Raw genomic sequence first — 26,216 nt, 5'->3', positions numbered from 1 at the left:
TCACGCGCTTCCTCAGGCGCTGCGGAGCGCCGCAGTCGACCCCCGTACCACCAGCTCCGGCTGGAACACGTACTCCGTGCGCTGTACGGGGCTGCCGCCGATCTCCTCCAGCAGCGCGCCCACCGCGGCCGCCGCCATCGCCTGCACGGGCTGGCGCACCGTGGTCAGCGGCGGGTCGGTGAACGCGATGAGCTGCGAGTCGTCGAAGCCCACCACGGACACGTCACGCGGCACGTCGAGCCCGCGGTCCCGGGCGGCGCGCACCACGCCCAGCGCCATCAGGTCGCTGCCGCAGACGATGCCCGTGCACCCCTGGTCCAGCAGCGCACCGGCCGCCACCTGGCCGCCCTCGACGCTGAACAGCGTGGAACAGACCAGGTTTTCGGCGTCGGAGCGGTCCAGGCCCAGCAAGGAGACCGCGGCGTCCACGAACCCGTCCCGCTTGCGGCGGGAGGGCACATAGCGCTGCGGACCGATGGCCAGGCCGACCCGGCGGTGGCCGAGTTCGGCGAGATGGCCGACGGCCATCCGTACGGCAGCGTTGTCATCGGGTGAGACGAACGGGGCGCTGATCCGCTCGTTGTAGCCGTTGATCAGGACGAACGGCACACCGCGGTCGGTCAGCGCGGCATAGCGCGCCGGGTCGGCCGAGGTGTCGGCGTGCAGTCCGGAGAGGAACACGATGCCGCCGACGCCGCGTTCGACGAGCTGCTCGACGAGCTCGTCCTCGGTGGCGCCGCCGGGCAGCTGGGTGCAGAGCACCGGCGTGTAGCCGTGCCCTGCCAGGACCTGCTCGACGGACTGCGCGAACGCCGGGAAGATCGGGTTGGTGAGCTCGGGCGTCACCAGTCCGATCAGCCCGGCGCTGCGCTGCCGCAGTCGTACCGGCCGTTCGTAGCCCAGGATGTCGAGCGCCGCGAGCACCCGCTGGCGCGTGGTGTCCGCGACGCCCGGCTTGCCGTTGAGCACCCGGCTGACGGTCGCCTCACTGACGGACGCCTGGCCGGCGATGTCCGACAGTCTCAGCGCGCCGCCCGTGCCGGGGCCTCGCGGCAGGGGAACACTCACACCGTCCACCACACCGTGGTGTCCGCCGGCAGCTCGATCTCGGCGCCGTCGGCCTGGACCGGGGTGCTGGACAGCAGGACGCTGCCGCGCACGGGGATGCGGACCGGGGCGCCCGTCGTGTTGACGGTGCAGACGAAGCCTGGGCGGGCGAAGACCAGTACGCCCTCGGGGCCGTCCAGCCACTCCACCTCGGTTCCGGCGCCGAGTCCCGGGTGCACCCGGCGCGCGGCGATCGCGGCCCGGTACAGCTCCAGGGTGGAGCCGGCCACGCCGGCCTGGGCCTCGATGCTCAGCTCGCCCCAGCCGGCGGGCTGCGGCAGCCAGCTGCCGCCGTCTCCGAAGCCGTACGAGCTGCCCTCGCGGGTCCACGGGATCGGCACGCGGCAGCCGTCGCGGAAGCCGTCCTGGCCCTCGGCCCGGAAGAACGACGGGTCCTGGCGGGCCTCGTCGGGCAGGTCGGTGACGTCGGGCAGGCCGAGCTCCTCGCCCTGGTAGACGTACGCGGAGCCGGGCAGCGCCAGCATCAGCAGGCTGGCCGCACGGGCCCGGCGCAGGCCCAGCTCGCGGTCGCCGGCGGTACGGATCTGGGTGCCGAGGCCGGCCGGGTTGGCGAAGCGGGTGGCGTGCCGGGTGACGTCGTGGTTGGAGAGCACCCAGGTGGTGGGGGCGCCGACCGGACGCATGGCGTTGAGCGAGGTGTCGATGACGGCGCGCAGCTCGGCGGCGTCCCAGGCGGTGGCCAGGTACTGGAAGTTGAAGGCCTGGTGCATCTCGTCGGGGCGCACGTAGTTGGCGGTGCGCTCGACGGTCGGGGTCCAGGCCTCGGCCACGGCGATCCGGTCGCCGGGGTACTCGTCGAGGATGGTGCGCCAGCTGCGGTAGATCTCGTGCACACCGTCCTGGTCGAAGAACGGCATGACATCGTTTCCGAGCAGCTTCAGTTGGTCGTGCGCGCCCAGGTCGGGCAGTCCCTCGGCCTTGACGAGCCCGTGCGCGACGTCGACCCGGAAGCCGTCGACGCCCATGTCGAGCCAGAAGCGCAGGATCGAGCGGAACTCGTCGGCGACGGCCGGGTGTTCCCAGTTGAAGTCGGGCTGCTCGGGCGCGAAGAGGTGGAGGTACCACTCGCCGGGCGTGCCGTCCGCGTCGGTGGTCCGGGTCCAGGCCGGGCCGCCGAAGATGGACTCCCAGTCGTTGGGCGGGAGTTCGCCGTTCGCACCCTTGCCGGGGCGGAAGTGGTAGCGCTCGCGCAGGGCGGAGCCGGGGCCCTCGGCGAGCGCGCGCTTGAACCACTCGTGCTGGTCGGAGGAGTGGTTGGGCACCAGGTCGACGATGATCCGCAGGCCCAGGTCATGGGCGTCCCGGATCAGGGCGTCGGCGTCCAGCAGGGTGCCGAACATGGGGTCGATGGCCCGGTAGTCGGCGACGTCGTAGCCCGCGTCGGCCTGCGGGGAGGCGTAGAAGGGGCTGAGCCACACCGCGTCGACGCCGAGGTCCCTGAGGTACGGGAGCCGGGCGGTGACGCCTGCGAGATCGCCCATGCCGTCGCCGTTGCCGTCGGCGAAACTGCGCGGATAGACCTGGTAGATCACCGCGTCCTGCCACCAGCCGGTGCGGTGGCCCGGGGCGTCGTCGGACGTGCCGGTGGAGGGGGCAGCGAGGTGCTGGGTCATGTCGTCCCTGGGGTGTCTGGGTGGGGGGTGGCGCCGGGACCGGGTCGGGATGCCGGCGCCACCGTGACTGGTGCGTGAGGGTCGTACGGCCGTGCTGCAGCGGACAATCAGCCCTTGACGGCTCCGGCGGACATGCCGGTGACCAGGTGCTTCTGCGCGAACAGGAAGACCAGGGCCGCGGGTATCGCGATGAGCACGGACGCGGCGGTCATCGGACCCCACTGGGCCCCGTACCGGTTGACGAACAGCTGCAGTCCGCCCGCGAGCGTGAGGTTGTCCTCGCCGACCATGAACGCGGAGGCGTACGCCACCTCGCCCCAGGCGGTGATGAAGGAGTAGAACGCGGTGACGGCGAGGCCCGGCTTGGCCAGCGGCAGGATGAGCCGCCAGAACGTGCCGAACGGGGTGAGGCCGTCGACCTGGCCCGACTCGTCGATCTCGCGCGGGATGGTGTCGAAGAAGCCCTTCATCATCCAGGCGCAGAACGGCACCGAGATGGTGAGGTAGGTGATGACGAGACCGGCCGGCTTATTGAGCAGCCCCATCCCGGCCATGATGTTGTAGATCGGCACGATGAGAACGGCGACCGGGAACATCTGGGTGATCAGCAGCGTCCACATCAGTCCGCGCTTGCCGGGGAAGCGGAAGCGGCTGACCGCGTAGCCGGTGGAGGCGGAGACGAACACGCCGATGAGCGTGGTGAGCCCCGCGACGACGACCGAGTTGCCGAACCAGGTCAGGAACTTCGTGTTCTGGAGCAGGTTCGTGTAGTTCTCGAACGTCGTCTCTTTGAAGAAGTCCGTGGTGGTCGCGAGCTCGGCGGGCTTCAGCGAGGTGAGCAGGACCCAGAGCACGGGGAAGACCGCGATCACGGACGCGACGATCAGCGTCAGGTGCAGTGCGGTGGAGGCCAGCGGTGAACGCTCGCCGCGCAGCCGGACCTTGGGCGCGGAGTGGCGCGCGGTGGGGGTGGGTGCGGTGGTGGTCACCAGTCGTCTCCCTGGGTGCGGAGGACTCGCCGGTACACGGCGGCGAAGAGCATCAGGAGTACGAGGATCAGCACGCCCCACGTGGAGGACTGCGCGAAGTCGCGCGGGCTGATCTCGAAGGAGAACTTGTACGCCTGGGTCACCAGGATCTGGGTGGCGTCGCCGGGTCCGCCGCCGGTCAGCAGGAAGATCACCGGGAACATGTTGAAGGTCCAGATGGTGGAGAGCAGGATCACCGTCGTGGAGACGGGCCGCAGTCCGGGCAGCGTGATGTGGCGGAAGCGCTGCCAGGCGGTGGCGCCGTCCATCTCCGCGGCCTCGTAGTGCTCGCTGGGGATGGACTGGAGCCCGCCGAGGAGGGCGACCATCATGAACGGCACACCGAGCCACACGTTGACGACGATGACGGAGATCTTCGCCCAGGTGGGATCGCCCAGCCAGTCGATGCCGCCGAAGCCGCCGCCGGAGAGGAACTTGTTGAGCAGCCCGCGGTCCTCGTTGTAGAGGAAGCGCCAGGCGAAGACGGAGACGAAACCGGGGATGGCCCAGGGCAGGATGAGCGCCATCCGGTAGACGGACCGTCCGGCGATCTTACGGTTCAGGATGTTGGCGAACACCAGGCCGAGGGCGAAGGTGATGGCCACGCAGGAGACCGTCCACACCAGGGTCCACCCGAGCGTGCCGAGGAACTGGTCGCCGGTGAGCGCGTCGGTGTAGTTGTCCAGGCCCACGAACTCGTACGTGGCGGGCATGTGGTTGACACCGATGGACCGCGCGACGTTGCGCTCGTTGGCGTCGGTCAGCGACAGGTAGATGCCGCGGACCAGCGGATAGCCGATGATCACGCCGATCACGATCACGACGGGCGCGACCATGGTCCATGCGTACCAGTGCGTCGACAGAGCCCGCCGGAGCCTGCTCGGGGGCGGGGGGTTACCAGTACCGCGGCTCCGGCCGCGGGCGACGTCGTCGCCCGCGGCCTTCGCCACCGACTGGCTGGTGTGGACAGCCATCAGTCGGCCTGCCTTCCTGGGTTACTTCCAGCCCTTGAGGAGCTTGCGGTAGGAGTCGCCGGTCGTCTTGACCGCCTTCTCCGGGGAGGTCTGGCCGGTGAGGACCTTCGTGTACTCGGTGACGAGCGGCGCGAAGAGGCTGCCGGTCTCAGGGATCCAGGGGCGCTCGACGGCGCTCTCGACGACCGGCTTGAAGAAGCCGACGATCTCGTTGTCGACGACGGCCTCCTCGGCGTAGGCCGAGGTGCGGGTCGGCAGGAGGTTGAGCTCCTTGGTGACCTGGGCCTGCGTCTTGACGGAGGTCATGTAGTCGACGAAGGCGTAGGAGGCGTCGAGGTTCTTGGAACCGGCGTAGACGGCCAGGTTGTGACCGCCCTGCGGGGCACCCTGCGCGGCGGAGCCGGCCGGGACCGGGGCGACACCCAGGTTGGCCTTGTCCTTGAACTCCTTGCCGGTGTACGTGTCGGCGACGGCCCACGGGCCGTTGATCATCATCGCGACGTCGCCGTCCTTGAAGGACGACTGCATGTTCTCCCAGCCGTCCGTCGCGTCGGTCTTCGCGGCACCGGAGTCGACGAGGTCCTTGACGACCGTCATGGCCTTGACGCCGGCCGCGTTGTCGATGGTGACGGACTTGTCGGCGGCGTTGACCATGTCGCCGCCCTCGCCGTACAGGAAGGACAGGAACCAGTACGCGTCGTCGCCGCGCAGGTAGAAGCCGGTCTTGCCGGTCTTGGCCTTGATCTTCTTCGAGACGGTCTTCAGCTCGTCGATCGACTTCGGAACCTCGACGCCGGCCTCCTTGAACATCTTCTTGTTGTAGAAGATGCCCATGGAGTCGATGACCTGCGGCACCGCGTACGTCTTGCCGTTGTACTTGGTGGACGCGGCGGCCTGCTTCAGGAAGTCGTCCTGCTTCACCAGGGCGGCGGTGCCGTCCAGCGGGGCGAGGTAGCCCAGGTCCGCGAACTCGGGCGTCCAGGCGACCTCGGAGCGGATCACGTCGGGGGCGCCGGAGCCGGACTGGGCCGCGTTCTTGAACTTGTTCTGGGCGTCACCGAAAGGCACGTTGACGTACTTGACGTCGACCTTCGGGTGCTCCTTCTCGAAGCCCTCGGCGATCTTCTTGAAGACCTTGTCCTCGCTGCCCGCGGTGGAGGTGTCCCACCACGTCACGGTGCCGGAGAGCTCGCCGGAGCTCTTGGAGGTGCCGTTGGAACTGTCGTCATCGCTGCCGCAGGCGGTCGCCGCGAGCGCCAGGGCCGCGACCAGGGCGGTGGCCGTTATGCCACGTCGCATCTGAACTCCTTCAACTGCCGTACCGCTCCGTCGCGGCGCCGGGTCGACGTGAACGTAACAAGGATGAAAGAAGGCCGAAAGAGTTTGCGGAAGATTTCTGCAAGCTCCGGCGATCGTTACATTCGCGTGTCCTCACGGTTGCCGTCAAGCCTCTTGACGGGAGCACCCGATCCCTGGCAGTAGCGGGCGACCACGCCCGATTCCGCAGTGCGACGATCTGACTGCAACCCGCAATCCCGCCCCGCAAGACCTTGCAAGACGTTGCTGTCGGGCGAGGGGGCCGCCGGCTCCTACCCGTGCGCACAAGGGCCCGCGCGGGCGCTGTCGCCCGATTCCCGGCGATGGTGGGCAATCCGACGCACGCCCGGTACAGTCCAGTCCCATGACCGCACGGCTTGCCGATATCGCAACTCAGGCGGGGGTCAGCGAAGCGACGGTCAGCCGTGTACTGAACGGCAAGCCCGGTGTTGCCGCGACCACCCGCGAATCCGTCCTTGCCGCGCTCGACGTCCTCGGCTACGAACGGCCCGTACGTCTGCGCAGGCGCAGCGCGGGACTCGTCGGCCTGATCACGCCCGAGCTGGAGAACCCCATCTTCCCGGCGCTCGCCCAGGTCATCGGCCAGGCGCTGACGCGACAGGGCTACACCCCGGTACTGGCGACCCAGACGCCCGGCGGTTCCACCGAGGACGAGCTCACGGAGATGCTGGTCGACCGGGGCGTCTCCGGCATCATCTTCGTCTCCGGACTGCACGCCGACACCTCGGCCGACATGCAGCGCTACGAACAACTGCGCGCCCAGGGCGTCCCCTTCGTGCTGGTCAACGGCTTCTCCCCCAAGGTGCAGGCGCCGTTCATCTCACCGGACGACCGGGCCGCGATGCGGCTCGCGGTGACGCACCTGGTGTCGCTGGGCCACACCCGGATCGGCCTGGCGGTCGGCCCGAAGCGCTTCGTTCCCGTGCTCCGCAAGATCGAGGGCTTCCACGCCACGATGCAGGAGCAGTTGAACCTCACCGCGGACCAGGTGGAAGAGCTGATCCAGCACTCCCTGTACACGCTGGAGGGCGGCCAGGCCGCCGCCTCCGCGCTGATGGAGCGGGGCTGCACGGCGGTGGTGTGCGCGAGCGACATGATGGCGCTCGGTGCGATCCGCGCCGCCCGCCGGCTCTCCCGGGACGTACCGCGCGACCTTTCGGTGGTCGGCTACGACGACTCCCCGCTCATAGCGTTCACCGACCCGCCGCTGACCACGATCCGTCAGCCGGTGACGGCGATGGGTCAGGCCGCGGTGCGCACGCTCCTGGAGGAGATCGGCGGCACACCCGCCCCGCACAGCGAGTTCGTCTTCATGCCGGAACTGGTCGTACGCGGCTCGACAGCGGCAGGACCCGGCCCCGGCGCGGCCTCCACTGCCCCGGCTGTTCCAGGATCCCACGCGCGTTCGTAACCCGCAGGACGTGCAACCCGCTCCCCACCGGAGGATCATCGGGCGGAGGGGGCAAATCTGGCAGACTCTGTGCCTATGGGTGAATTGAGCGTGAAACCACAGGAAGGCCGTAAGGCGGCCACCCCGTCACCCATCGTGAACGAGGCGGCTCCTGAGGCGAATACGAAGCAGAACGGCGACGCGAACCGGATCGGCAGACTGCTCGACCGGGGCCTGGCAGGACTGCGCGCCCCACGGTCGCCCAGGCGGCCACGCCTCTGGTTCGAAATCCTGCTGATCGCGGTCAGTTACTGGCTGTACTCGCTGGTGCGCAACGCCGTCCCCGAACAGAAGGCGGCGGCCCTGTCCAACGCCGACTGGCTCTGGTCGGTCGAGCGGTTCATGGGCATCGCCGTGGAGCAGTCGGTCAACCACGCGGTCAACTCGGTGACATGGCTGATCGTGTCGATGAACTACTACTACGCGACCCTGCACTTCGTCGTCACCATCGGTGTGCTCGTATGGCTGTTCCGCCGCCACCCCGGCCGCTACGCACCGGCCCGCCTGGCGTTGTTCGCGACCACGGCGGTGGCCCTGCTCGGCTACTACCTGTACCCGTTGGCCCCGCCCCGGCTGATGAACGGCGGCAACTTCATCGACACGGTCATGGTCCACCAGACCTGGGGTTCGATGGCCTCGGGCAACTTCAAGCAGATGTCGAACCAGTACGCGGCGATGCCGTCGATGCACATCGGCTGGTCGCTGTGGTGCGGCCTGACCGTCTTCGCGCTGGCCTCCGCCCCGTGGGCGCGCATCCTGGGCCTGCTCTATCCGACGGTGACCCTGATCGTGATCGTGTCGACCGCGAACCACTTCTGGCTGGACGCGGTGGGCGGCATGGCGTGCCTGGCCTTCGGTTACGCGGTGTCGTACGCCTGGTACGGAGCGCTGCCGCACCACCTGCCGAAGCTGATCCCCCCGAAGCCCGCCCGCCGCCCCCGCCTGGCCGCGGTGACGAGGCGCCCGCGCGCCCGGAAGACAGCCGTATCGAGCCCCTCCGGCGACTGAGGAGCGTGGGCCGAATCAAGCCCCTCCGGCGATTGAGGAGCGGGGCCCGGGGCAGCGCCCCGAAACCCCTGCGCACCCGCACACGCCCACGCAACCGCACCGCCCACAGCCGGCCCCGCTAGGGGCCCCCTCACGCCGCCCCGTAGAACCGCTCCTCCACCACCGCCCGAGCCCTCCGCGTGATCCTCCGGTAGTCGTCCAGCATGTCCCCGACGTGCCCGGGCTCGTACCCCAGGTACCGCCCCACCGCGGTCAGCTCCCGCGGCCCGGACGGAAACGTGTCCGCGGGCCTCCCCCGCACCAGCATCACCGCGTTGCGGACCCGCGTCGCCAGCACCCAGGCCTCGTCCAGCGTCTGCGCGTCCTCCCCGGAGATCAGCTCCGCCGCACACGCCGCCGCCAGCGCCTCCCTCGTACGGGTGGTGCGCAGTCCCGGCTCCGCCCAGCCGTGCTGCATCTGCATCAGCTGGACCGTCCACTCCACGTCGCTCAGCCCGCCCCGGCCCAGCTTGGTGTGGAGGGTCGCGTCCGCGCCGCGAGGCAGCCGCTCGGACTCCATCCGGGCCTTCAGCCGGCGGATCTCCCGGACCGCGTCCTCCCCGAGTCCCTCCATCGGATACCGCAGCGGGTCGATGAGCTCGATGAAGTCGCGGCCCAGGTCCACGTCACCCGCCATCGGCTGGGCCCGCAGCAGGGCCTGGCTCTCCCAGACCAGCGACCAGCGCCGGTAGTACGCCTCGTACGACTTCAGCGTGCGCACCAGCGGTCCGCTCTTGCCCTCGGGGCGCAGATCCGCGTCGATGAGCAGCGGCGGGTCGGCGGTGGGCAGCTGGAGGAGCCGGCGCATCTCGGCGACCACCCGGTTCGCGGCCCGGCTCGCCTCCTGTTCGTCGACGCCCTCGCGGGGCGCGTGCACGAACAGGACGTCCGCGTCGGAGCCGTACGAAAGCTCGTGTCCGCCGAAGCGGCCCATGCCGATCACCGCGAACCGGGTGGGCAGGGTGTCGCCCCACTCCGCGCGGACGGCGGCGCGCAGTGCGCCGGCGATCGTGACGGCATTCAGGTCGGTGACGGCACTGCCGACGCGGTCGACGAGCGCCCCGGGATCGGGCTCGGCCGGGCTGTCCTCGGTGCCGTACGAGCCGATGAGGTCGGCGGACGTCGTACGGAACAGTTCGCGCCGGCGCACCCCGCGCACCACCGCGACCGCCGATTCGGCGTCCTCGGCCCGCCCCACCGCGGCCAGCACCTCCTGTTCCAGAGCCTCCCGGCTGCGTGGCTTCAGCCCCTGCGGGTCGCCGAGGATCGCGACGGCCTCGGGGGCGCGCAGCAGCAGGTCGGGGGCGAGCCGGCCGGCGGACAGGACCCGGGCGAGGTTCTCGGCCGCCGCGCCCTCGTCCCGCAGGAGCCGCAGGTACCACGGGGTCTTGCCGAGCGCGTCGGACACCTTGCGGAAGCCGAGGAGCCCGGCGTCCGGGTCGGCGGAGTCCGCGAACCAGCCGAGCAGCACCGGCAGCAGCGTGCGCTGGATGGCGGCCTTGCGCGACACCCCGGAGGACAGCGCCTCCAGATGCCGCAGGGCGGCCGCCGGGTCCTCGTACCCGAGGGCTTCGAGGCGGTGCGCGGCGGCCTTCGTGCTGAGCCGGGACTCGCCGGGCGCGAGCTGGGCGACGGCGTCGAGCAGCGGCCGGTAGAACAGCTTCTCGTGCAGCCGCCGCACCACGGACGCATGCCGCTTCCAGGCCTGGTTCAGCTCGGCGATGGGGTCGGTGCGCATGCCGAGGGAGCGCCCGAGCCGCCGCAGGTCCGGCTCGTCCACCGGGACCAGGTGGGTGCGGCGCAGCCGGTAGAGCTGGATGCGGTGCTCCATGGTGCGCAGGAAGCGGTAGGCGTCGTCCAGCTGGGCGGCGTCCACCCGTCCCACGTATCCGCCCCGGGCGAGCGCGCCCAGCGCCTCCAGGGTGGATCCGCTGCGCAGGGTGGGGTCGTTGCGGCCGTGGACGAGCTGGAGCAGCTGGACGGCGAACTCGACGTCCCGCAGTCCGCCGGGGCCCAGCTTGATCTCGCGGTCGACGCGGTCGGCGGGGATGGTGTCGACGACGCGGCGGCGCATCTTCTGCACGTCGGGCACGAAGTTCTCGCGGTCGGCGGCCTGCCAGACCAGGGGCGAGACGGCTTCGACGTACTCGGCGCCCAGCTCGGGGTCTCCGGCCACCGGCCGGGCCTTGAGGAGTGCCTGGAACTCCCAGGTCTTGGCCCAGCGCTGGTAGTAGGCGAGGTGCGAGCTGAGCGTGCGCACGAGGGGCCCGTTGCGGCCTTCCGGCCGGAGGTTGGCGTCGACGGGCCAGATGGTGCCCTCGGCGGTCGTGTCGGAGCAGATCCGCATCATGTGCGCGGCCAGCCGGGTGGCGGCCCGCATGGCCTCGCTCTCCCCGGCGCCGTCGGTCTGGTCGGTGGGCTCCGCCACGAAGATGACGTCGACGTCGGAGACGTAGTTCAGTTCGTGGCCGCCGCACTTGCCCATCGCGATGACGGCGAGCCGGCACTGCGCGGCGTCGGCGGGCGTGGCCGTGCGCGCGATGGCGAGGGCGGCCCGGAGCGTCGCGGTGGCCAGGTCGGCCAGCTCGGCGGCGGTCTCGGCGACGTCCGTCGTACCGCATACGTCGCGTGCCGCTATCGACAGCAGGCACCTGCGGTAGCCGACGCGCAACGAGTCCGGATCGTCGGCCCCGGCCAGTTCGTACTCGAACTCGGGCACTCCGGGGTGCAGATCGGCCGCTTCGTACGTGACGAGGGCCTGCCAGTCGCGCGGGTGCCGGGCCAGGTGGTCGCCGAGCGCCTCGGACGCCCCGAGCACGCCGAGGAGCCGGTCCCGCAGGGGCTTGGCGGTGACGAGCGTGTCCAGCAGGATCTGCCGCTCGTCGGCCTCCTCGGCCTCGACGAGCCGGACCAGTCCGCGCAGCGCCAGATCGGGGTCGGCGGTGGCCCCGAGGGCTTCGAGGAGGACGGGGTCGGTGCGTACGGAGGACAGTTCCGGCAGATCCAGCAGCCGCTCGGCTGAGGACGGATCGGTGAAACCGTGCCGCAGCAGTCGGGTGAACGTGCTGCTCCTGCGCCCCGGCAACGTCGTCATTCCGCGCTCCTGCCCGCCGCCCGATCACCTTCCAGTCTTCCGAGCCTAGCCGGGCCCTGATGTTCCCGTGGAGTGCCCGGCCCGTTTCATGACCCGGTCCTTGGTGCGGGGTTCCGTCCTCAATCGCCGGACGGGCTTGGTCGTGCGGGTGCCCCGCGGGGCGCTGTGCCCCGGTGGGTGGGGGTCCGGGGCCCCTCCGGGGCGTCTCCTCAAACGACGAACGTTCCGCGGGTACGCGAACGACCCGGGTACCTGTTCGTCGTCCTGCGGGGACTCCCCTGCACGGCCCCGGACCCGGCCGCCCTGCGTCTGCGGCAGTCATCAGGGCCGGTGTGCAGACGCACACGATGCAGGGTGGGGGCGTGCAGGGGAGTCCCCGCAGAAAATGGCGTACGACCCGGGTCCCTGTTCGTCGTCGGGTGCACACGCCATTTTTGAGGAGTCTCCCCGGAGGGCCCCCACCCCCACCCACCGGGCAAGGGGCGCACCCGGCGGGGGACCCGCACTCAAGCCCGTCCGGCGATTGAGGACGGAACCCCCCGCCCCGGACCGGGGCGCGTCCCGATGACGACGGTGGCGTAGGACTCCTCGGAGGTGACCACCCGCGGGACGAGCCCGCTGCTGCCCACGGCCTCCTCGGCCCGTGCCGCCTGCCGCTCGCTGGTCTCGACCAGCAGGCTGCCGCCGGGGGCCAGCCACTGCGGCGCCTCGGCGGCCACCCGGCGCATCACGTCGAGACCGTCGCCGCCTCCGTCGAGGGCGACGAGCGGTTCGTGGACGCGCGCCTCGGCGGGCAGCAGGGCGACATCGTCCGTCGGTACGTACGGCACATTGGCGAGGAGCACGTCGACGCGTCCGCGCAGCGAGCCGGGCAGAGGGGCGAAGAGATCGCCCTCGTAGACCCGGCCCAGGCCGCCGACATTGCGCCGGGCGCAGCGCACCGCGGCGGGTTCCACGTCGGCGGCGTGGAGCTCGACGCCGTCCAGCAGGGCGGCGAGTGCGGCACCGAGGGCGCCCGAACCGCAGCAGAGGTCGACCACGACGGCCGGGCTCGGCGCCAGTTCCGCGGCGTGGCGGATCAGGAACTCGGTGCGGCGGCGGGGCACGAAGACCCCGGGGTCCACGGCGATGCGCAGACCGCTGAACTCGGCCCAGCCGAGGACGTGTTCCAGCGGATGGCCGGTGACGCGCCGTTCCACCATGGCGGCGAGTTCGACGGGCCCGGCCGCGGTGGCGGCGAGCAGATCCGCCTCGTCCTCGGCGAATACGCAGCCGGCGGAGCGGAGGGTGGTGACGAGGGAGGAGAGAGCAAGCGGTGACAGCGGGACCGGCATGGAGCGGAGCCTTTCGGAAAAACGCCGATGGGTGCTCCGCGGCCGGTTACGTCCGGTCGACCACGCGATCATGTGAGGCGAGCACCCAGCCTGATACAGCGGTAATGGGTCCCACCTCCTTCGGTACGTCCCCGTGCGGGGATGCGAAAGACTACCTCAGCCCGGCTCCGCTCCCGCCCGGCCTCAGCGCTTCCGGGGCAGGTGGTCGTTGCCGCCGTCCAGGAAACGGTTGTGGACGGCGATCGACGTGTTGGCCGCCCGGATGTTGCGGATCTCCGCGCTGTGGTGGCGCTCGATCTGCTGGCCGTCGAAGTTCTCCGTACGGCGTCGCCGCTCCTTGAGCGTCAGCTTCACGATCAGAGAAACGATCGTGAAGAACAGCAGTCCGAGCAGCACAAGGACTTCGGTCATCGCTCATCCCCCGTCCACGGCCGACGGTGACTCGGCAGCCGTACGGCCATTGTCGGTGACCCGCCAGGAGGAGTCCACCGCAATCGCCCGGACCGAGTCGGCCCCGCCCGGACGTTCCGGCCCCGGATAATGGATCTCATGGAGCGCGCTGTGGGACTGCGGGAACGCAAGAAGGAAGCCACCCGGCAGGCCGTGCACGAAGCGGCCTTGCGGCTGACCGTCGAGCACGGCTTCGACCAGCTGACGGTGGAGGCGGTGGCCGATGCGGCCGGGATCTCCCGCAGAACGTTCTCCAACTACTTCGCGGGCAAGGAGGATGCCCTTCTGTACGGCGAGGAGCAGCAGATCGGGGAGCTCGTCCGGGCCGTGCGCGAGCGGCCCGCCGAGGAGGGCGCGTGGACGGCGCTGCGCGCGGCCGTGGCGCAGTTCGCCGAGCGCGTCGCACCCCCGGAACGCGAATGGGCCGTCCGCACCCGTCTCGCCATGCGCCACCCCTCTCTGCTGGCCCGCCAGCTCGCCAACCATGCTGCGATGGAACGGGACTTGGCCGAGGCCGTGGCCGCCCGCCGGACCCCGGTCCGCCCCTTGGTCCTCGCGGCGGCGTTCCTCTCCTCGCTGCGGATCGCGATGCGGATGTGGATCGAGGAGGATCTGGCCCGGGAGCCCATCGACGTGATCGACGAGATCCTGGACGAGATGGGGCGGAGCTTCGGCTGAGGCGGTCGGTCGGACGGGCACGCCCGTCCGCCTCAGCCCTCCGCCTCCGTCGGCACACAGAGCACCGGCACGGTCGACAGGTGGAGGAGCTTGTGCGGGGTGGAGCCGAGCAGCGCCCCGCGGATCGGGCTCTCGCCCCAGCTGCCCACCACGATGACTCGGGCCTCGTGACGTGCGGCGGCCTCGATCAGGGCCTGTGCCGGACTGCGGTCGATCACTTCGACGGTGGCCGGCACGCCCGCCTCGTCGGCCGCCGCGACCGCACGCTCAAGGCCGGAACGGCCTGCCTGCCGGACGGCTTCGTAGTGAGCCCGGTACTCCTCGCCCACGGGGCCCGGCGGCGCCGCCCCGTAGACCAGGACCAGCGGTTCGCCGTACGCGGCGGCCACCTCGATCGCGATACGCAGGGCGCGTGCGGCACCGGGTGACTCGTCGTAGCCGAGGACCACGGACATGTCAGGACTCCTTGCCGTGCACGAGGCCGGGGTCGACCACACCGCGGCGCTCGGCCCAGAAGAGGGGCGACCGGAACCGCCACACCACCATGAGCACCACACCGATCAGGCTGATGCAGATGCCGATGACGAGTGGCGGGCCGAGACCGAACCACGATGTGCCGCTGTAGGAGTTCGCCGGGTCCGACATGTCGATGACGGACCGCACGAGCAGCCAGGTCAGCAGACCGGATCCGATCAGCGGAGCGAGGCCGATGAGCAGGAAGCTCCGTACGCTCTCGGTCAGATGGTGCCGGTAGTAGACCGCGCAGGCCACACCGGTCAGCGCGTAGTAGAAGGCGATCAGCAGGGACAGCGCCGTCAGCGAGTCGAACAGGGCGTTCTCGCTGATCCGGTTGACGACGAGATACCAGGCGATGGCGATGGCGGCCACCCACCAGGTGCTCACGTCAGGGGTCCTGAACCGCGGGTTGATACGGGCGAAGTGCGCCGGGAGCGCGTGCCGGCGGGCCATCGACAGCGCGGTGCGGGAGGCGGGAATGATGGTGGTCTGGGTCGAGGCGAGCGCGGACGTCGCGACCGCCAGCAGTACGACCCAGTCCCAGCCGCCCATGACCTCGCGGGCGAGCAGGGCGAAGATGAACTCCTCCTCGTCGGCGTTCTCGGCCAGGTACGCCGTTCCGGCGAACGCGACGACCGCGAAGCCGACCGACAGGTACGTCACCAGCAGGATGACGGTCGACCACACACCCGCCTTGCCGGGGGCGGTCGCGGAGTCCTCGACCTCCTCGGTGAGGTTGACGGCGGATTCCCAGCCCCAGTAGATGAACACGCCCAGCAGCAGGCCGCTGGTGAGGGCCGCGCCGCCCGCCCCGAAGGGGTTGAGCCACTCGGCCGAGGGGTGGATGGAGTCGAACGATGTCGTGCCCGCGTAGACGCGGTACAGCGCGACGATCACGAAGACGATGAGGAACGCCACCTGCGCCAGGATCAGCACGTTCTGCACCTTGGCCGACAGCTCCGTACCGATGACGCACAGGCCCGTCATCACCAGGATCAGGATCACGGTGAGCAGCTGGCGCACGAAGGTGTTGTCGGCCCAGCTGTCGAGTCCGACGGCCAGCAGGCCGAAGCTGACGGCCACGTCCGCGAGGGACCCCACGACAAGCACACCGGTCATGGTGATGGCCCATCCCCCCAGCCACCCGGTCCACGGTCCCATCGCGCGGGTCACCCAGGAGAACGTCGTCCCGCAGTCCTGGTCGACCTTGTTCAGGTAGTAGAACGCCGAGGCGATGAAGAGCATCGGCACGAAGGAGGCGAAGAGCACTCCGGGTGCGTAGATGCCGACGAGCGCGACGATCGGCCCGATGACGGCCGCCACGGAGTAGGCCGGGGAGGTGGCGTTCAGTCCGATGACGAGCGCGTCGACGAAGCCGATCGCGTTGGCCTTCAGAGTCGCCGGCCGCGCTGGTTCGGCAAGTTCCTTTGCCATGTGCCCTCGCTACGCTCACGGGCCCGGGGAGGAAGCGGAATGGGCCTTTTGTCATGCTAGGGAGGCGGTTCCGGGTGCGCACATCCGCCGCGCACACGGCCCAGCGGATGTACGCACCACGGGTCACTGCTCGCGCATGCCCCACGGTGCGCCGTACTCGGTCAGCAGATCGAGGAACGGCCGCGGCGGCAGGGCCTCGGGCCCCAGCACCCCACTGCCGCCCCACACGCCGTCCGCGAGGAGTTCGAGGGCGGCCACGGGATTGATCGCGGTCTGCCAGACGACGGCCTGGGAACCGTACTCCCGCATCGACCACTGGTTGTCGACGACGTGGTAGAGGTAGACCTCCCGGGGCCGGCCGTCCTTGACGCCCTTCACCCAGGTCCCCGCGCACGTCTTGCCGTGCATCCGCTCGCCGAGTCCGGCGGGGTCGGGCAGACAGGCGGCGACCACGTCACGGGGCGACACCGCGGCCTGCCCCGAGCCGCTCCGCACGGACACGGGTTCGGTCCGGTCGAGTCCGAGCATGTGGAGGGTCTTGAGCACCCCGATGAACTCGTCGCCGAGCCCGTACTTGAAGGTGACCTTCCGGGCCTTCAGCCACCGCGGGACGAGCAGCACCTCCTCGTGCTCCACGTTGACGCACTCCACGGGCCCGATGCCTTCGGGGAAGTCGAAGACCTCCGGCTCGCTGAAGGGGGCCGTGGTGTACCAGCCCCGCTCCTGCTCGTACACGACCGGCGGGTTCAGGCACTCCTCGATGGTCGTCCAGATGCTGAACGACGGCGCGAAGTCATAGCCGTCCACCGTCAGGTTCGCCCCGTCCCGGATCCCGATCTCCTCGATCTCGTCGAAGAGTTCGTCGGAGGCGTACCGCGCGAACACATCGGACAGGCCGGGCTCCACGCCCATGCCCACGAGGGCGAGACGTCCTGCGGCCTCCCACTCCGCGGCCCGTTCGAACTGCGCGTCCCCGAGCTTGACCCCGCACTCCTCGTACGGACGGGTCGGGTGCGGCCGGGACAGGGACATGGCCATGTCGAGGTAGTGCGCGCCATGGGCGAGGGCCGACTCGAACAGCGGCAGCACGAAACGGGGGTCCGTGGCGTTGAGCAGGACGTCGCAGCGGTGGGCACCGAGCGCTTCCAGCACCGCCGCCCGGTCCGAGGCGTCCAGCCGGACGGCACCGAACCGGTCCCCCCGCTCCCCCAGGGCCGCGACGGCGCTCTCGGCCCGTCCGAGGTCGTAGTCGGCGACCGTCATGTGCTCGAAGAACGGCCGGCGGGCCGCGATCCGAGTGATCGCCGTGCCCACACCTCCCGCTCCGACCAGGAGGACACGCATGGGGACACCACTCCTTCTCCGTGACGCCGAGGCGTCACCGGCACAGCCTTCCGATCCGGTGGAGGGCGGACGCTAACAGCCGAAGTGGCCCGGGGACACGCACCCGGCCGGGCGGCGTCCGGAACACCGCACCGCTGGAGCCGCTCAGCGCACCCGTTCCCCGATCAGCGGGCAGTGTGTCCCCGTGTAGATGGTGGGCATGCAGCGGTTGCAGTGGATGCACTCCGAGCGGGTGCCGGCATCGCGCCCGATGCGGTGCAGCAGGTCGGGTTCGCGCAGCAGGGCGCGGGCCATCGCGACGAACTCGAAGCCCTCCGCCATGGCACGGTCCATGCCCTGCCGGTCGGTGACCCCGCCCAGCAGGATCAACGGCAGTTCGAGCGCGTCGCGGAACTGCCGGGCGGCCTCCAGCAGATACAGCGGCCGGTACGGGTACGTACGGAAGAAGGCGCGGCCCGTCGCCCGGATCCCGAGGCGCTGCGGGAGCGGGAAGTTCGCCGCGAACTCCGCGACCGGGGCGTCGCCGCGGAACAGGTACATCGGGTTCAACAGCGAGCTGCCTGCCGTCAGTTCGAGCGCGTCGACACTGCCGTCCTCCTCCAGCCAGCGCGCGACCTGAAGGCTGTCGTCCACGGTGAGTCCGCCGGGCGCACCGTCCTTCATGTTCAGCTTGGCGGTGATGGCGATACGGTCACCCAGCGCATCGCGTACCGCACGCGTGACACCCAGCGCCACGGCGGCACGTGCGCGCAGCGAGCCGCCGAAGGCGTCGGTGCGGCGGTTCAGCCGGGGGCTGAGGAAGGCGCTGGCCAGGTAGTTGTGGCCGAGGTGGATCTCCACGGCGTCGAAGCCCGCCTCGGCCGCCAGCAGGGCCGCCTCGGCGTGGGCCTTGATGACCCGGTCGATGTCCTCGGCCGTGGCCGCCTTGTTGCGGCGCATGCTCAGCGCGTTGAACCCCGCCATCGGGGCGAGGGAGGACAGCCCGTTGGACCGGCCGTCGGCCACCGGGCCCGCGTGGCCCAGCTGTGCGCTGACGGCGGCGCCGGTATCGTGCACCGCCTCCGTCAGCCTGCGCAGCCCCGGCAGCGCCTCGGGCCGCATCCACAGCTGACGCCGCTCGGTGCGCCCCTCCGGCGCCACCGCGCAGTAGGCCACGGTGGTCATGGCGACCCCGCCGGCGGCGGGGCGCAGGTGGTAGTCGATGAGCTCCTGGGTGACCAGCGCGTCGGGGGTGACGCCCTCGAAGGTCGCGGCCTTGATGACCCGGTTACGCAGCCTGAGCGGCCCGAGCCGGGCCGGTGCCAGTACATCCGGGGCGCCCTGGGGCGCCTGTCCCGTCGAGCCCGTTCCCGGTCCGTCCGCCATGGCGCGGAGCATCGCAGAGATCTGACGAATAGTCAGTAGTGGTGCAGCTGCGGATCGCACCCGCCTGCAGCACCTTCCGGCCGTCATCCTCTTCGGCCGGACCGGCCCGCTCGATACGGCTTCGGGCCCGACGGTGCGAAGCCGTCGGGCCCGAAGTAGTTCACGCCGGCGCACAGGCGCCGCCTGCGCCTACAGCACCGGCAGGAGCGCCTTCAGCTCGAAGGCCGTGACCTCGCTGCGGTACTCCTCCCACTCCTGCTTCTTGTTGCGCAGGAAGAAGTCGAAGACGTGCTCGCCGAGCGTCTCGGCGACCAGCTCGCTCTTCTCCATCAGCGCGATCGCCTCGCCCAGGTTCTGCGGCAGCGGCTCGATGCCCATCGCGCGGCGCTCGGCGTCGGACAGGGCCCAGACGTCGTCGTCGGCGCCGGCCGGGAGTTCGTAGCCCTCCTCGATGCCCTTGAGGCCCGCGGCCAGGAGCACCGCGTACGTCAGGTAGGGGTTGGCTCCGGAGTCGATGGAGCGGACCTCGACGCGGGCCGAGCCGGTCTTGCCGGGCTTGTACATCGGGACGCGGATCAGCGCAGAGCGGTTGTTGTGACCCCAGCAGATGTACGAGGGGGCCTCGCCGCCGGCGCCGGCGGCGCGGGAGGAGCCGCCCCAGATGCGCTTGTAGGAGTTGACCCACTGGTTGGTGACGGCGGAGATCTCCGCGGCGTGCTTGAGCAGGCCCGCGATGAAGGAGCGGCCGACCTTGGAGAGCTGGTACTCGGCGCCGGACTCGTAGAACGCGTTGCGGTCGCCCTCGAAGAGGGAGAGGTGGGTGTGCATGCCGGAGCCGGGGTACTCCGAGAACGGCTTCGGCATGAAGGTCGCCTGCACGCCCTGCTCCAGTGCGACCTGCTTCATGACCAGGCGGAAGGTCATGATGTTGTCGGCGGTGGAGAGCGCGTCCGCGTACCGCAGGTCGATCTCCTGCTGGCCGGGGGCGCCCTCGTGGTGGCTGAACTCGACCGAGATGCCCATCGATTCGAGCATGGTGATCGCCTGGCGGCGGAAGTCCATGCCGACGTTCTGCGGGGTGTGGTCGAAGTAGCCGGAGCTGTCCGCCGGGGTGGGGCGGGTGCCGTCGACCGGCTTGTTCTTCAGCAGGAAGAACTCGATCTCCGGGTGGGTGTAGAAGGTGAAACCCAGGTCGGAGGTCTTGGCCAGGATGCGCTTGAGTACGTAGCGCGGGTCGGCGAAGGAGGGCGAGCCGTCCGGCATCAGGATGTCGCAGAACATCCGGGCCGTACCGGGAGCCTCCGCGCGCCAGGGCAGGATCTGGAACGTGCCCGGGTCAGGCTTGGCGATCATGTCCGACTCGTACACCCGGGCGAAGCCCTCGATGGCCGAGCCGTCGAAGCCGATCCCCTCGTCGAACGCCTGCTCCAGCTCAGCAGGGGCCACGGCCACTGACTTGAGGTAACCGAGCACGTCGGTGAACCACAGCCGTACGAACCGGATGTCGCGTTCCTCAAGTGTCCTGAGGACGAATTCCTGCTGCTTGTCCATAGCCACATCCTTGCAGTTCAGACGGTCCGTGCACCACCGCCCGGGGTAAGGGGGAAAGTCCAGTATCACGACCCCGGATTTCACCCAGATTACGCACCCGACGTGAGATGGAGCACGCGGCCACCCACTACGATCGTCGGCCACGGTGTGTATGGGGTGCGGCGGCCTCGCAACTGCCCTGCGCACACCGGTTCCCGACCCGTTCCCGTCATCTCATCGCCCCTTCGCAGAAGGACCTACGACATGAGCTTCGACCGCAGGACCCGCATAGAGCAGATGCGCAAGGCCGACCGCGCGCGAGACCGCCGCACCCGCGTGCTGGTCATAAGCCTCAGCGCCGTCGTTGTCGCAGGTCTCGTCACCTTCGGTACGTACACCCTGCTCGACAAGTCCGAGGCCTCGGCCGACCAGAAGGCCTCGGACGCCAAGAGCGCCGAGCTGTCCGAGGCGGAGAAGAAGAAACTGGCCGAAGGGCCGATCAAGGACGAGAAGACGTGGGACGCGAAGAAGCTGACCCGCAACCACGTCACCGAGACCGTCTCGTACCCGATGAAGCCGCCGGTCGGCGGTGACCACAGCCCCGTCTGGATGAACTGCGACGGCGACGTATACAAGAAGGCGATTCCCGACATGAACGCCGTGCACGCGCTGGAGCACGGTTCGGTGTGGGTGACGTACACGGACAAGGCCTCGGCCGCCGACGTGGACAAGCTCGCCGAGCGGGTCTCCACGACCCCGTACTCGCTGATGAGCCCGTACAAGGACCAGGCCGGCGCCATCATGCTGAGTGCCTGGGGCAAGCAGGTCACGGTGGACAGTGCCGATGACGGCCGGGTGGCGCAGTTCTTCGCCAAGTACGTGCAGGGCCCGCAGACGCCCGAGCCGGGCGCGGCGTGCACCGGCGGACGGGCGGCTCCGTGACGGTGACGGAGCGCACCCGGCGCATCCGGTGGGCGGCGGGTTCCGCCGTCGCGCTCGCGCTGCTGTTCGCGGGGGCGGCGACGGTCGCCTCCGCGCGGGACGACGGGGCGGACCACCACGCGGCCACTCCCGCCGCGCAGACCCCGGCAGCCGATTCCGCGGACGCCGGGTTCGCCCGCGACATGGCCGTCCACCACCAGCAGGCGGTGGAGATGTCCTTCATCGTGCGCGACCGCACCCAGGACGAGGACGTGCGCCGTTTCGCGTACGACATCGCCAACACGCAGGCCAATCAGCGGGGCATGCTGCTCGGCTGGCTGGATCTGTGGGAGCTGCCGAAGGCCGCCGTCGGGCAGGAGCCGATGGCCTGGATGGCCGCCGGACAACACGCGGGCCACGACATGGCCGGGATGTCGGGGATGCCCGGCATGGACGGTGGTTACGAGGCCCACGACGGGTCCCTGATGCCCGGCATGGCGACCCGTACCGAGCTCGGGCAGCTCCGCAGGGCCAGTGGCAGGCAGGCCGAGGTCCTGTACCTCCAGCTGATGACCGACCACCACAAGGGCGGCATCGACATGGCCCGCGGATGTGCGGACCTGTGCACCGTGAAGGCGGAGAAGCGACTGGCGCGGGGCATGGTCGAGGGCCAGCAGTCCGAGCTGGAGGCCATGGCCGGAATGCTGGCGGAACGGGGAGCCGCGCCCCGGCCCGGGAAGGCGTCCTGACGCCGTCCCGCAAGGGCCCCCGCGCCTTACACCCGAATGGGTGATAGCGGTCGCGTGCCCCGGACGTGCCCATGACGATGGGTTCGCTCGGGGTAGAACAAGAAGCTGATCGGCATGATCAGCGAGGCCGATCTGGCCCAGCACCTCTCCGACGACCAGATCGCCGGCTGGGCGGAGAAGGTCTACTCCCGCAACTGAACCCCGTACGGCCGGTCGGCCCGGCGCCGCCCCCGCGCCGCGCGGGCGGCGCCGGGCCGACGCCGTCATATACCCGGTGGGGGTAGGGTGGCCGGCATGGCCGGAACGAGGGGATCGACGTGCGGGCAGCTGCTGCTGTTCGCCACGCTGCTCTTCGGGATCTTCACCATGCACACCGTCGGACACCCGGCGGAGCACGGCGGCCCGGGGCTCGCCACGCACGCCTCCCACCCGCATGTCATGGCCGATGCCGCCGGGCGCCAGGCCCCCGCCACGCAGCCCCTGCCCGCGGCCGCCCGGCACGATCCCCCGGCGCCGATGCCCGGCATGGACCCGATGGCCGTCTGCCTGGCCGTGCTGGGGACCTGGGGCCTCGCCCTGGTCGCCCTGTTGCTGGTGGTGCGACGGTACGCCGGCCTTCGGCCGGGGTCGGCTCCGCCCTGGTCGCCGCTGCTGTCCCGGCCGCCTCCACCTCCCCCGCCCCGGCCGCGCAAGGCCGTCCTCACCGGACTGTCGGTGCTTCGGATATAGGCGCCCCGCGCCCCCGTCCGTCCTCACGCACACCGACAACATCCTTGAGGTGCACTCAGTCATGCCCGCTCAGCACACCCGACGCGCCGTGCTCGGCGCTTCGCTCGCCCTTGCCGGTACGGGAGTTCTCACCGCCTGCGCCGACAGCGGCGGCACCGCCGACCACTCCGCCATGAACCATCCGGCACCCTCCGGCACCGCCGTCCCGGAGGGGTACGTCTCCCCCGACGGGCCGGAGGTCGCCGCGGCCGAGAAGCGGCGGGGCGCCGGCCCCGAGCGCAAGGCCGCCCTGACCGCGACCCCGTCCCGGCTCGACCTGGGCGGCGGACACACCGTCAGCTCATGGGCGTACGGGGACCGGCTCCCCGGACAGGAGATCCGGGTCACCGCGGGCGACACGCTCGCCCTCACCCTCGCCAACCATCTGCCGCAGCCCACCTCGCTCCACTGGCACGGACTCGCCCTGCGCAACGACATGGACGGGGTACCCGGGCTGACCCAGCGGGCCGTCGGGGCGGCGACGGACTTCACGTACCGGTTCGCGGTGCCGGACCCCGGCACGTACTGGCTGCACCCGCACTCGGGCGTCCAGCTGGACCGCGGGCTGTACGCCCCGCTGATCGTGGAGGACCCGAAGGAGCCCCTGTCGTACGACAAGGAGTGGGTCGTCGTCCTGGACGACTGGGTCGACGGGGTGGACGGCTCCACCCCCGACGCGGTGCTCCAGGAACTCACCGGGGGCAGCGGGCACAGCGGGCACGCGATGCCTGCGCCCGACTCGTCCGCGAGCGGCGGGCCCTCGCGGATGCTGATGGGCGCCACCAGTGAGCTGCTGGGCGGCGACGCCGGTGACGTGGACTATCCGTACTACCTGGTCAACGGCCGGGTACCCGAGGACCCGTCCGCCTTCACCGCCAAGCCCGGGGACCGGATCCGGCTGCGGATCATCAACGCGGGCGGCGACACCGCCTTCCGCCTCGCGCTCGGCGGCCACCGGATGACGGTGACGCACACCGACGGCTTCCCGGTCCGGCACACCACGACGGACGCCCTGCTGATCGGCATGGGCGAGCGGTACGACGTGCTGGTCACCGCCGGCGACGGGGTGTTCCCGCTGACCGCGCTGGCCGAGGGCAAGAAGGCCTCGGCGATGGCGCTGCTGCGGACCGGCGGCGGCGCGGCGCCCGCCGCGTCCGTACGGCCGAAGGAGCTGGACGGCGAGCTGGTGACGGCCGACCGGCTGTCCCCGGACGCATCCGTGGCGCTGTCCGCCCGCAAGCCCGACCGGACGGTGCGGATGCGGCTGACGGGTTCCATGGAGGCGTACGACTGGGCCTTCGACAAAAAGCCGTACACGGCCGACCAGCGCCATCCGGTGAAGGCCGGGGAGCGGGTCCGGATGGAGTTCCACAACCCGACGGCGATGTGGCACCCGATCCATCTGCACGGACACACCTTCGCGCTGGCAGGCGGTGCGTCCGGGGCCCGCAAGGACACCGCGATCGTGCTGCCCCGGCAGACGCTGACCGTCGACTTCGACGCGGACAACCCGGGGCTGTGGATGCTCCACTGCCACAACCTGTACCACGCCGAGGCGGGCATGATGACGGTCCTCGGCTACCTGCGCTGACCGGGTTCCTGGCGGGCCATGCCGTCTTTCTCGCGGCCCGCCAGGACATTGCGTCAGTCAGACGATTACACTGGGCGGCGTGCCTCAACTACGCCTCGCACTGAATCAGATCGACTCGACCGTCGGCGACCTCGCCGGCAACACCGAGTCGATCCTCCACTGGACCCGGCACTCCGCCGAACAGGGCGCCCACCTGGTGGCGTTCCCCGAGATGGTGCTGACCGGTTACCCCGTCGAGGACCTGGCCCTGCGGTCGTCCTTCGTCGAGGCGTCGCGGAACGCGCTGCGTGCGCTCGCCGCCCGTCTGGACGCGGAGGGCTTCGGGGAGCTCCCGGTCGTCGTCGGCTACCTCGACCGTTCCGAGTCCGCCGCGCCCCGCTACGGCCAGCCCGCCGGATCGCCGCGGAACGCCGCCGCGGTCCTGCACCGCGGGCAGATCGCGCTGAACTTCGCCAAGCACCACCTGCCCAACTACGGGGTGTTCGACGAGTTCCGGTACTTCGTGCCGGGCGACTCGATGCCCGTGGTGCGGGTGCACGGCATCGATGTGGCGCTCGCGATCTGCGAGGACCTCTGGCAGGACGGCGGCCGGGTGCCGGCCGCACGCGCCGCAGGGGCCGGGCTGCTGCTGTCGATCAACGCCTCTCCGTACGAGCGGGACAAGGACGACACCCGGCTGGAACTGGTCCGCAAGCGGGCCCAGGAGGCCGGCTGCACGACCGCGTACCTCGCGATGATCGGCGGCCAGGACGAGCTGGTCTTCGACGGCGACTCGATCGTCGTCGACAAGGACGGCGAAGTGATCGCCCGCGCCCCGCAGTTCGCCGAGGGCAGTGTGATCCTGGACCTCGACCTGCCGGCCGCCTCCCCCGAGGCGCCGTCGGGCGTGGTGAACGACGGGCTGCGGATCGACCACGTGGTCCTCTCCGAGGAGCCGCTGCCGGCGTACGAGGCGGAGCTGGCCGGAGGGTATGCCGACCGGCTCGACGACGACGAGGAGCTGTACTCGGCGCTCGTCGTGGGCCTGCGGGCGTACGCGGCGAAGAACGGCTTCAGCAGTGTGCTGATCGGCCTCTCCGGGGGTATCGACTCGGCGCTGGTCGCGGCGATCGCCTGCGACGCGCTGGGGGCGCAGCACGTGTACGGCATCTCGATGCCGTCGAAGTACTCCTCGGACCACTCCAAGGGCGACGCGGCCGAGCTGGCGCGGCGTACCGGGCTGAACTTCCGGACCGTACCGATCGAGCCGATGTTCGACGCGTACATGGGCTCGCTGGGGCTCACCGGCCTCGCCGAGGAGAACCTGCAGTCGCGGCTGCGGGGCACGATGCTGATGGCCGTCTCCAACCAGGAGGGCCAGATCGTCCTGGCCCCGGGCAACAAGTCGGAGCTGGCGGTCGGCTACTCGACGCTGTACGGCGACTCCGTCGGTGCGTACGGGCCGATCAAGGACGTCTACAAGACGGCGATCTTCCGGCTGGCGAAGTGGCGCAACCGGGCCGCCGAGGAGCGCGGGCAGACGCCGCCGATCCCGGAGGCGTCCATCACCAAGCCGCCCAGCGCTGAGCTGCGTCCCGGTCAGGTCGACACGGACTCGCTGCCCGACTACGACGTGCTGGACCGGATCCTGGAGATGTACGTGGACCGGGACCAGGGTCTCGACGCGATCGTCGCGGCCGGGTTCGATGCGGCGCTGGTGGCGAAGACGCTGCGGATGGTGGACACGGCGGAGTACAAGCGGCGGCAGTATCCGCCGGGCACGAAGATCTCGCCCAAGGGCTTCGGCAAGGACCGGCGGTTGCCGATCACGAACCGGTGGCGCGAGTCCGGCTGACGCCGGGGGGTGGGGTGTGACTGCGGGCCC

General features: G+C 70.6%; 21 protein-coding genes and 1 pseudogene. 9 read left to right on the top strand and 13 right to left on the bottom strand.

What is annotated here, in order from left to right:
• Positions 1 to 12: 12 nt before the first annotated feature.
• The 5 genes from OG912_RS25825 to OG912_RS25805 form a co-directional block, all read right to left on the bottom strand.
• Positions 13 to 1,080 carry a LacI family DNA-binding transcriptional regulator gene (locus tag OG912_RS25825; protein ID WP_326735826.1) on the bottom strand — a complete coding sequence of 356 codons (1,068 nt, stop codon included), beginning with the start codon at positions 1,078 to 1,080 and terminating at the stop codon, positions 13 to 15.
• Positions 1,065 to 2,741, bottom strand: a complete 1,677-nt coding sequence (locus tag OG912_RS25820) for a glycoside hydrolase family 13 protein (RefSeq protein ID WP_326735827.1) — start codon at positions 2,739 to 2,741, stop codon at positions 1,065 to 1,067. Before OG912_RS25820 ends, OG912_RS25825 begins: the two co-directional genes overlap by 16 nt.
• A gap of 107 nt (positions 2,742 to 2,848) precedes the next feature.
• Entirely contained in the window at positions 2,849 to 3,730 is an 882-nt protein-coding gene (locus OG912_RS25815) for a sugar ABC transporter permease (protein WP_326735828.1), read from the bottom strand.
• The gene (locus OG912_RS25810) at positions 3,727 to 4,743 is read right to left on the bottom strand and encodes a carbohydrate ABC transporter permease (protein ID WP_327711461.1); all 1,017 of its coding nucleotides are present in this window, start codon (positions 4,741 to 4,743) and stop codon (positions 3,727 to 3,729) included. Before OG912_RS25810 ends, OG912_RS25815 begins: the two co-directional genes overlap by 4 nt.
• 21 nt (positions 4,744 to 4,764) lie before the next feature.
• Positions 4,765 to 6,042 (bottom strand): extracellular solute-binding protein, encoded by a 1,278-nt coding sequence (locus tag OG912_RS25805; protein ID WP_326735830.1) that lies wholly within the window; start codon positions 6,040 to 6,042, stop codon positions 4,765 to 4,767.
• A 382-nt stretch (positions 6,043 to 6,424) separates the two neighbouring features.
• Between OG912_RS25805 and OG912_RS25800 the strand changes: the two genes are divergently transcribed.
• The gene (locus OG912_RS25800; protein WP_327711460.1) at positions 6,425 to 7,492 is read left to right on the top strand and encodes a LacI family DNA-binding transcriptional regulator; all 1,068 of its coding nucleotides are present in this window, start codon (positions 6,425 to 6,427) and stop codon (positions 7,490 to 7,492) included.
• Positions 7,493 to 7,627: 135 nt separating this feature from the next.
• Positions 7,628 to 8,539: a phosphatase PAP2 family protein gene (locus tag OG912_RS25795; protein ID WP_443061105.1), complete on the top strand. Its 912-nt coding sequence runs from the start codon at positions 7,628 to 7,630 to the stop codon at positions 8,537 to 8,539.
• Between the two features lie 130 nt (positions 8,540 to 8,669).
• On the opposite strand, the gene OG912_RS25790 is transcribed toward OG912_RS25795, so the two are convergent.
• From OG912_RS25790 to OG912_RS25780, 3 genes are all read right to left on the bottom strand, one after another.
• On the bottom strand, positions 8,670 to 11,672 hold the full coding sequence (locus OG912_RS25790; RefSeq protein ID WP_327711458.1) for a bifunctional [glutamine synthetase] adenylyltransferase/[glutamine synthetase]-adenylyl-L-tyrosine phosphorylase: 3,003 nt from the start codon (positions 11,670 to 11,672) through the stop codon (positions 8,670 to 8,672).
• 506 nt (positions 11,673 to 12,178) lie between these two features.
• Positions 12,179 to 13,006: a putative protein N(5)-glutamine methyltransferase gene (locus OG912_RS25785; RefSeq protein ID WP_327711457.1), complete on the bottom strand. Its 828-nt coding sequence runs from the start codon at positions 13,004 to 13,006 to the stop codon at positions 12,179 to 12,181.
• 183 nt (positions 13,007 to 13,189) lie between these two features.
• On the bottom strand, positions 13,190 to 13,417 hold the full coding sequence (locus OG912_RS25780; protein WP_327711456.1) for a hypothetical protein: 228 nt from the start codon (positions 13,415 to 13,417) through the stop codon (positions 13,190 to 13,192).
• Between the two features lie 138 nt (positions 13,418 to 13,555).
• On the opposite strand from OG912_RS25780, the gene OG912_RS25775 reads away from it, so the two are divergent.
• Positions 13,556 to 14,134: an acyl-CoA-like ligand-binding transcription factor gene (locus tag OG912_RS25775; protein ID WP_327711455.1), complete on the top strand. Its 579-nt coding sequence runs from the start codon at positions 13,556 to 13,558 to the stop codon at positions 14,132 to 14,134.
• Positions 14,135 to 14,166: 32 nt separating this feature from the next.
• On the opposite strand, the gene OG912_RS25770 is transcribed toward OG912_RS25775, so the two are convergent.
• From OG912_RS25770 to glnA, 5 genes are all read right to left on the bottom strand, one after another.
• Positions 14,167 to 14,589, bottom strand: coding sequence for a universal stress protein (locus tag OG912_RS25770; protein WP_327711454.1), 423 nt, complete (start codon positions 14,587 to 14,589; stop codon positions 14,167 to 14,169).
• A 1-nt stretch (position 14,590) separates the two neighbouring features.
• Positions 14,591 to 16,084, bottom strand: coding sequence for an APC family permease (locus OG912_RS25765; RefSeq protein WP_327711453.1), 1,494 nt, complete (start codon positions 16,082 to 16,084; stop codon positions 14,591 to 14,593).
• Positions 16,085 to 16,207: 123 nt separating this feature from the next.
• Entirely contained in the window at positions 16,208 to 17,428 is a 1,221-nt protein-coding gene (locus tag OG912_RS25760) for a saccharopine dehydrogenase family protein (RefSeq protein WP_327711452.1), read from the bottom strand.
• A gap of 144 nt (positions 17,429 to 17,572) precedes the next feature.
• Positions 17,573 to 18,793 carry an NADH:flavin oxidoreductase gene (locus tag OG912_RS25755; RefSeq protein ID WP_327711451.1) on the bottom strand — a complete coding sequence of 407 codons (1,221 nt, stop codon included), beginning with the start codon at positions 18,791 to 18,793 and terminating at the stop codon, positions 17,573 to 17,575.
• Between the two features lie 189 nt (positions 18,794 to 18,982).
• On the bottom strand, positions 18,983 to 20,344 hold the full coding sequence (gene glnA, locus OG912_RS25750) for a type I glutamate--ammonia ligase (RefSeq protein ID WP_136324925.1): 1,362 nt from the start codon (positions 20,342 to 20,344) through the stop codon (positions 18,983 to 18,985).
• Between the two features lie 243 nt (positions 20,345 to 20,587).
• Here glnA and OG912_RS25745 point away from each other — a divergent pair, with 243 nt between their 5' ends.
• The 6 genes and pseudogenes from OG912_RS25745 to OG912_RS25720 all read left to right on the top strand — a co-directional run bounded on the left by OG912_RS25745 (position 20,588) and on the right by OG912_RS25720 (position 26,186).
• Entirely contained in the window at positions 20,588 to 21,265 is a 678-nt protein-coding gene (locus OG912_RS25745) for a DUF3105 domain-containing protein (protein WP_327711450.1), read from the top strand.
• Positions 21,266 to 21,267: 2 nt separating this feature from the next.
• Positions 21,268 to 21,993, top strand: coding sequence for a DUF305 domain-containing protein (locus OG912_RS25740; protein ID WP_327713543.1), 726 nt, complete (start codon positions 21,268 to 21,270; stop codon positions 21,991 to 21,993).
• Between the two features lie 96 nt (positions 21,994 to 22,089).
• Positions 22,090 to 22,191 (top strand): annotated as a pseudogene (locus OG912_RS25735) (CBS domain-containing protein); the annotation flags it as partial.
• Between the two features lie 96 nt (positions 22,192 to 22,287).
• A complete protein-coding gene (locus OG912_RS25730) occupies positions 22,288 to 22,722 on the top strand; it encodes a hypothetical protein (RefSeq protein WP_327711449.1) in 435 nt (144 codons plus the stop codon).
• A 61-nt stretch (positions 22,723 to 22,783) separates the two neighbouring features.
• Entirely contained in the window at positions 22,784 to 24,352 is a 1,569-nt protein-coding gene (locus tag OG912_RS25725; RefSeq protein ID WP_327711448.1) for a multicopper oxidase family protein, read from the top strand.
• A 79-nt stretch (positions 24,353 to 24,431) separates the two neighbouring features.
• Positions 24,432 to 26,186: an NAD+ synthase gene (locus OG912_RS25720; protein ID WP_327711447.1), complete on the top strand. Its 1,755-nt coding sequence runs from the start codon at positions 24,432 to 24,434 to the stop codon at positions 26,184 to 26,186.
• The last annotated feature ends 30 nt before the right edge of the window (positions 26,187 to 26,216 follow it).

It is taken from the genome of Streptomyces sp. NBC_00464, assembly GCF_036013915.1.
Classification (GTDB): Bacteria; Actinomycetota; Actinomycetes; order Streptomycetales; family Streptomycetaceae; genus Streptomyces.
The sequence above is the reverse complement of the archived record's forward strand: the minus strand, read 5'-3'. Positions and strand labels throughout refer to the sequence as shown.

Bases quoted from the DNA above. Each gene is read 5' to 3' on its own strand.
- OG912_RS25820 (WP_326735827.1), bottom strand. From the start codon at position 2,741: ATGACCCAGCACCTCGCTGCCCCCTCCACCGGCACGTCCGACGACGCC.
- OG912_RS25810 (WP_327711461.1), bottom strand. From the start codon at position 4,743: ATGGCTGTCCACACCAGCCAGTCGGTGGCGAAGGCCGCGGGCGACGAC.
- OG912_RS25805 (WP_326735830.1), bottom strand. From the start codon at position 6,042: ATGCGACGTGGCATAACGGCCACCGCCCTGGTCGCGGCCCTGGCGCTC.
- OG912_RS25800 (WP_327711460.1), top strand. From the start codon at position 6,425: ATGACCGCACGGCTTGCCGATATCGCAACTCAGGCGGGGGTCAGCGAA.
- OG912_RS25790 (WP_327711458.1), bottom strand. From the start codon at position 11,672: ATGACGACGTTGCCGGGGCGCAGGAGCAGCACGTTCACCCGACTGCTG.
- OG912_RS25785 (WP_327711457.1), bottom strand. From the start codon at position 13,006: ATGCCGGTCCCGCTGTCACCGCTTGCTCTCTCCTCCCTCGTCACCACC.
- OG912_RS25780 (WP_327711456.1), bottom strand. From the start codon at position 13,417: ATGACCGAAGTCCTTGTGCTGCTCGGACTGCTGTTCTTCACGATCGTT.
- OG912_RS25775 (WP_327711455.1), top strand. From the start codon at position 13,556: ATGGAGCGCGCTGTGGGACTGCGGGAACGCAAGAAGGAAGCCACCCGG.
- OG912_RS25770 (WP_327711454.1), bottom strand. From the start codon at position 14,589: ATGTCCGTGGTCCTCGGCTACGACGAGTCACCCGGTGCCGCACGCGCC.
- OG912_RS25765 (WP_327711453.1), bottom strand. From the start codon at position 16,084: ATGGCAAAGGAACTTGCCGAACCAGCGCGGCCGGCGACTCTGAAGGCC.
- OG912_RS25760 (WP_327711452.1), bottom strand. From the start codon at position 17,428: ATGCGTGTCCTCCTGGTCGGAGCGGGAGGTGTGGGCACGGCGATCACT.
- OG912_RS25755 (WP_327711451.1), bottom strand. From the start codon at position 18,793: ATGGCGGACGGACCGGGAACGGGCTCGACGGGACAGGCGCCCCAGGGC.
- glnA (WP_136324925.1), bottom strand. From the start codon at position 20,344: ATGGACAAGCAGCAGGAATTCGTCCTCAGGACACTTGAGGAACGCGAC.
- OG912_RS25745 (WP_327711450.1), top strand. From the start codon at position 20,588: ATGAGCTTCGACCGCAGGACCCGCATAGAGCAGATGCGCAAGGCCGAC.
- OG912_RS25730 (WP_327711449.1), top strand. From the start codon at position 22,288: ATGGCCGGAACGAGGGGATCGACGTGCGGGCAGCTGCTGCTGTTCGCC.
- OG912_RS25725 (WP_327711448.1), top strand. From the start codon at position 22,784: ATGCCCGCTCAGCACACCCGACGCGCCGTGCTCGGCGCTTCGCTCGCC.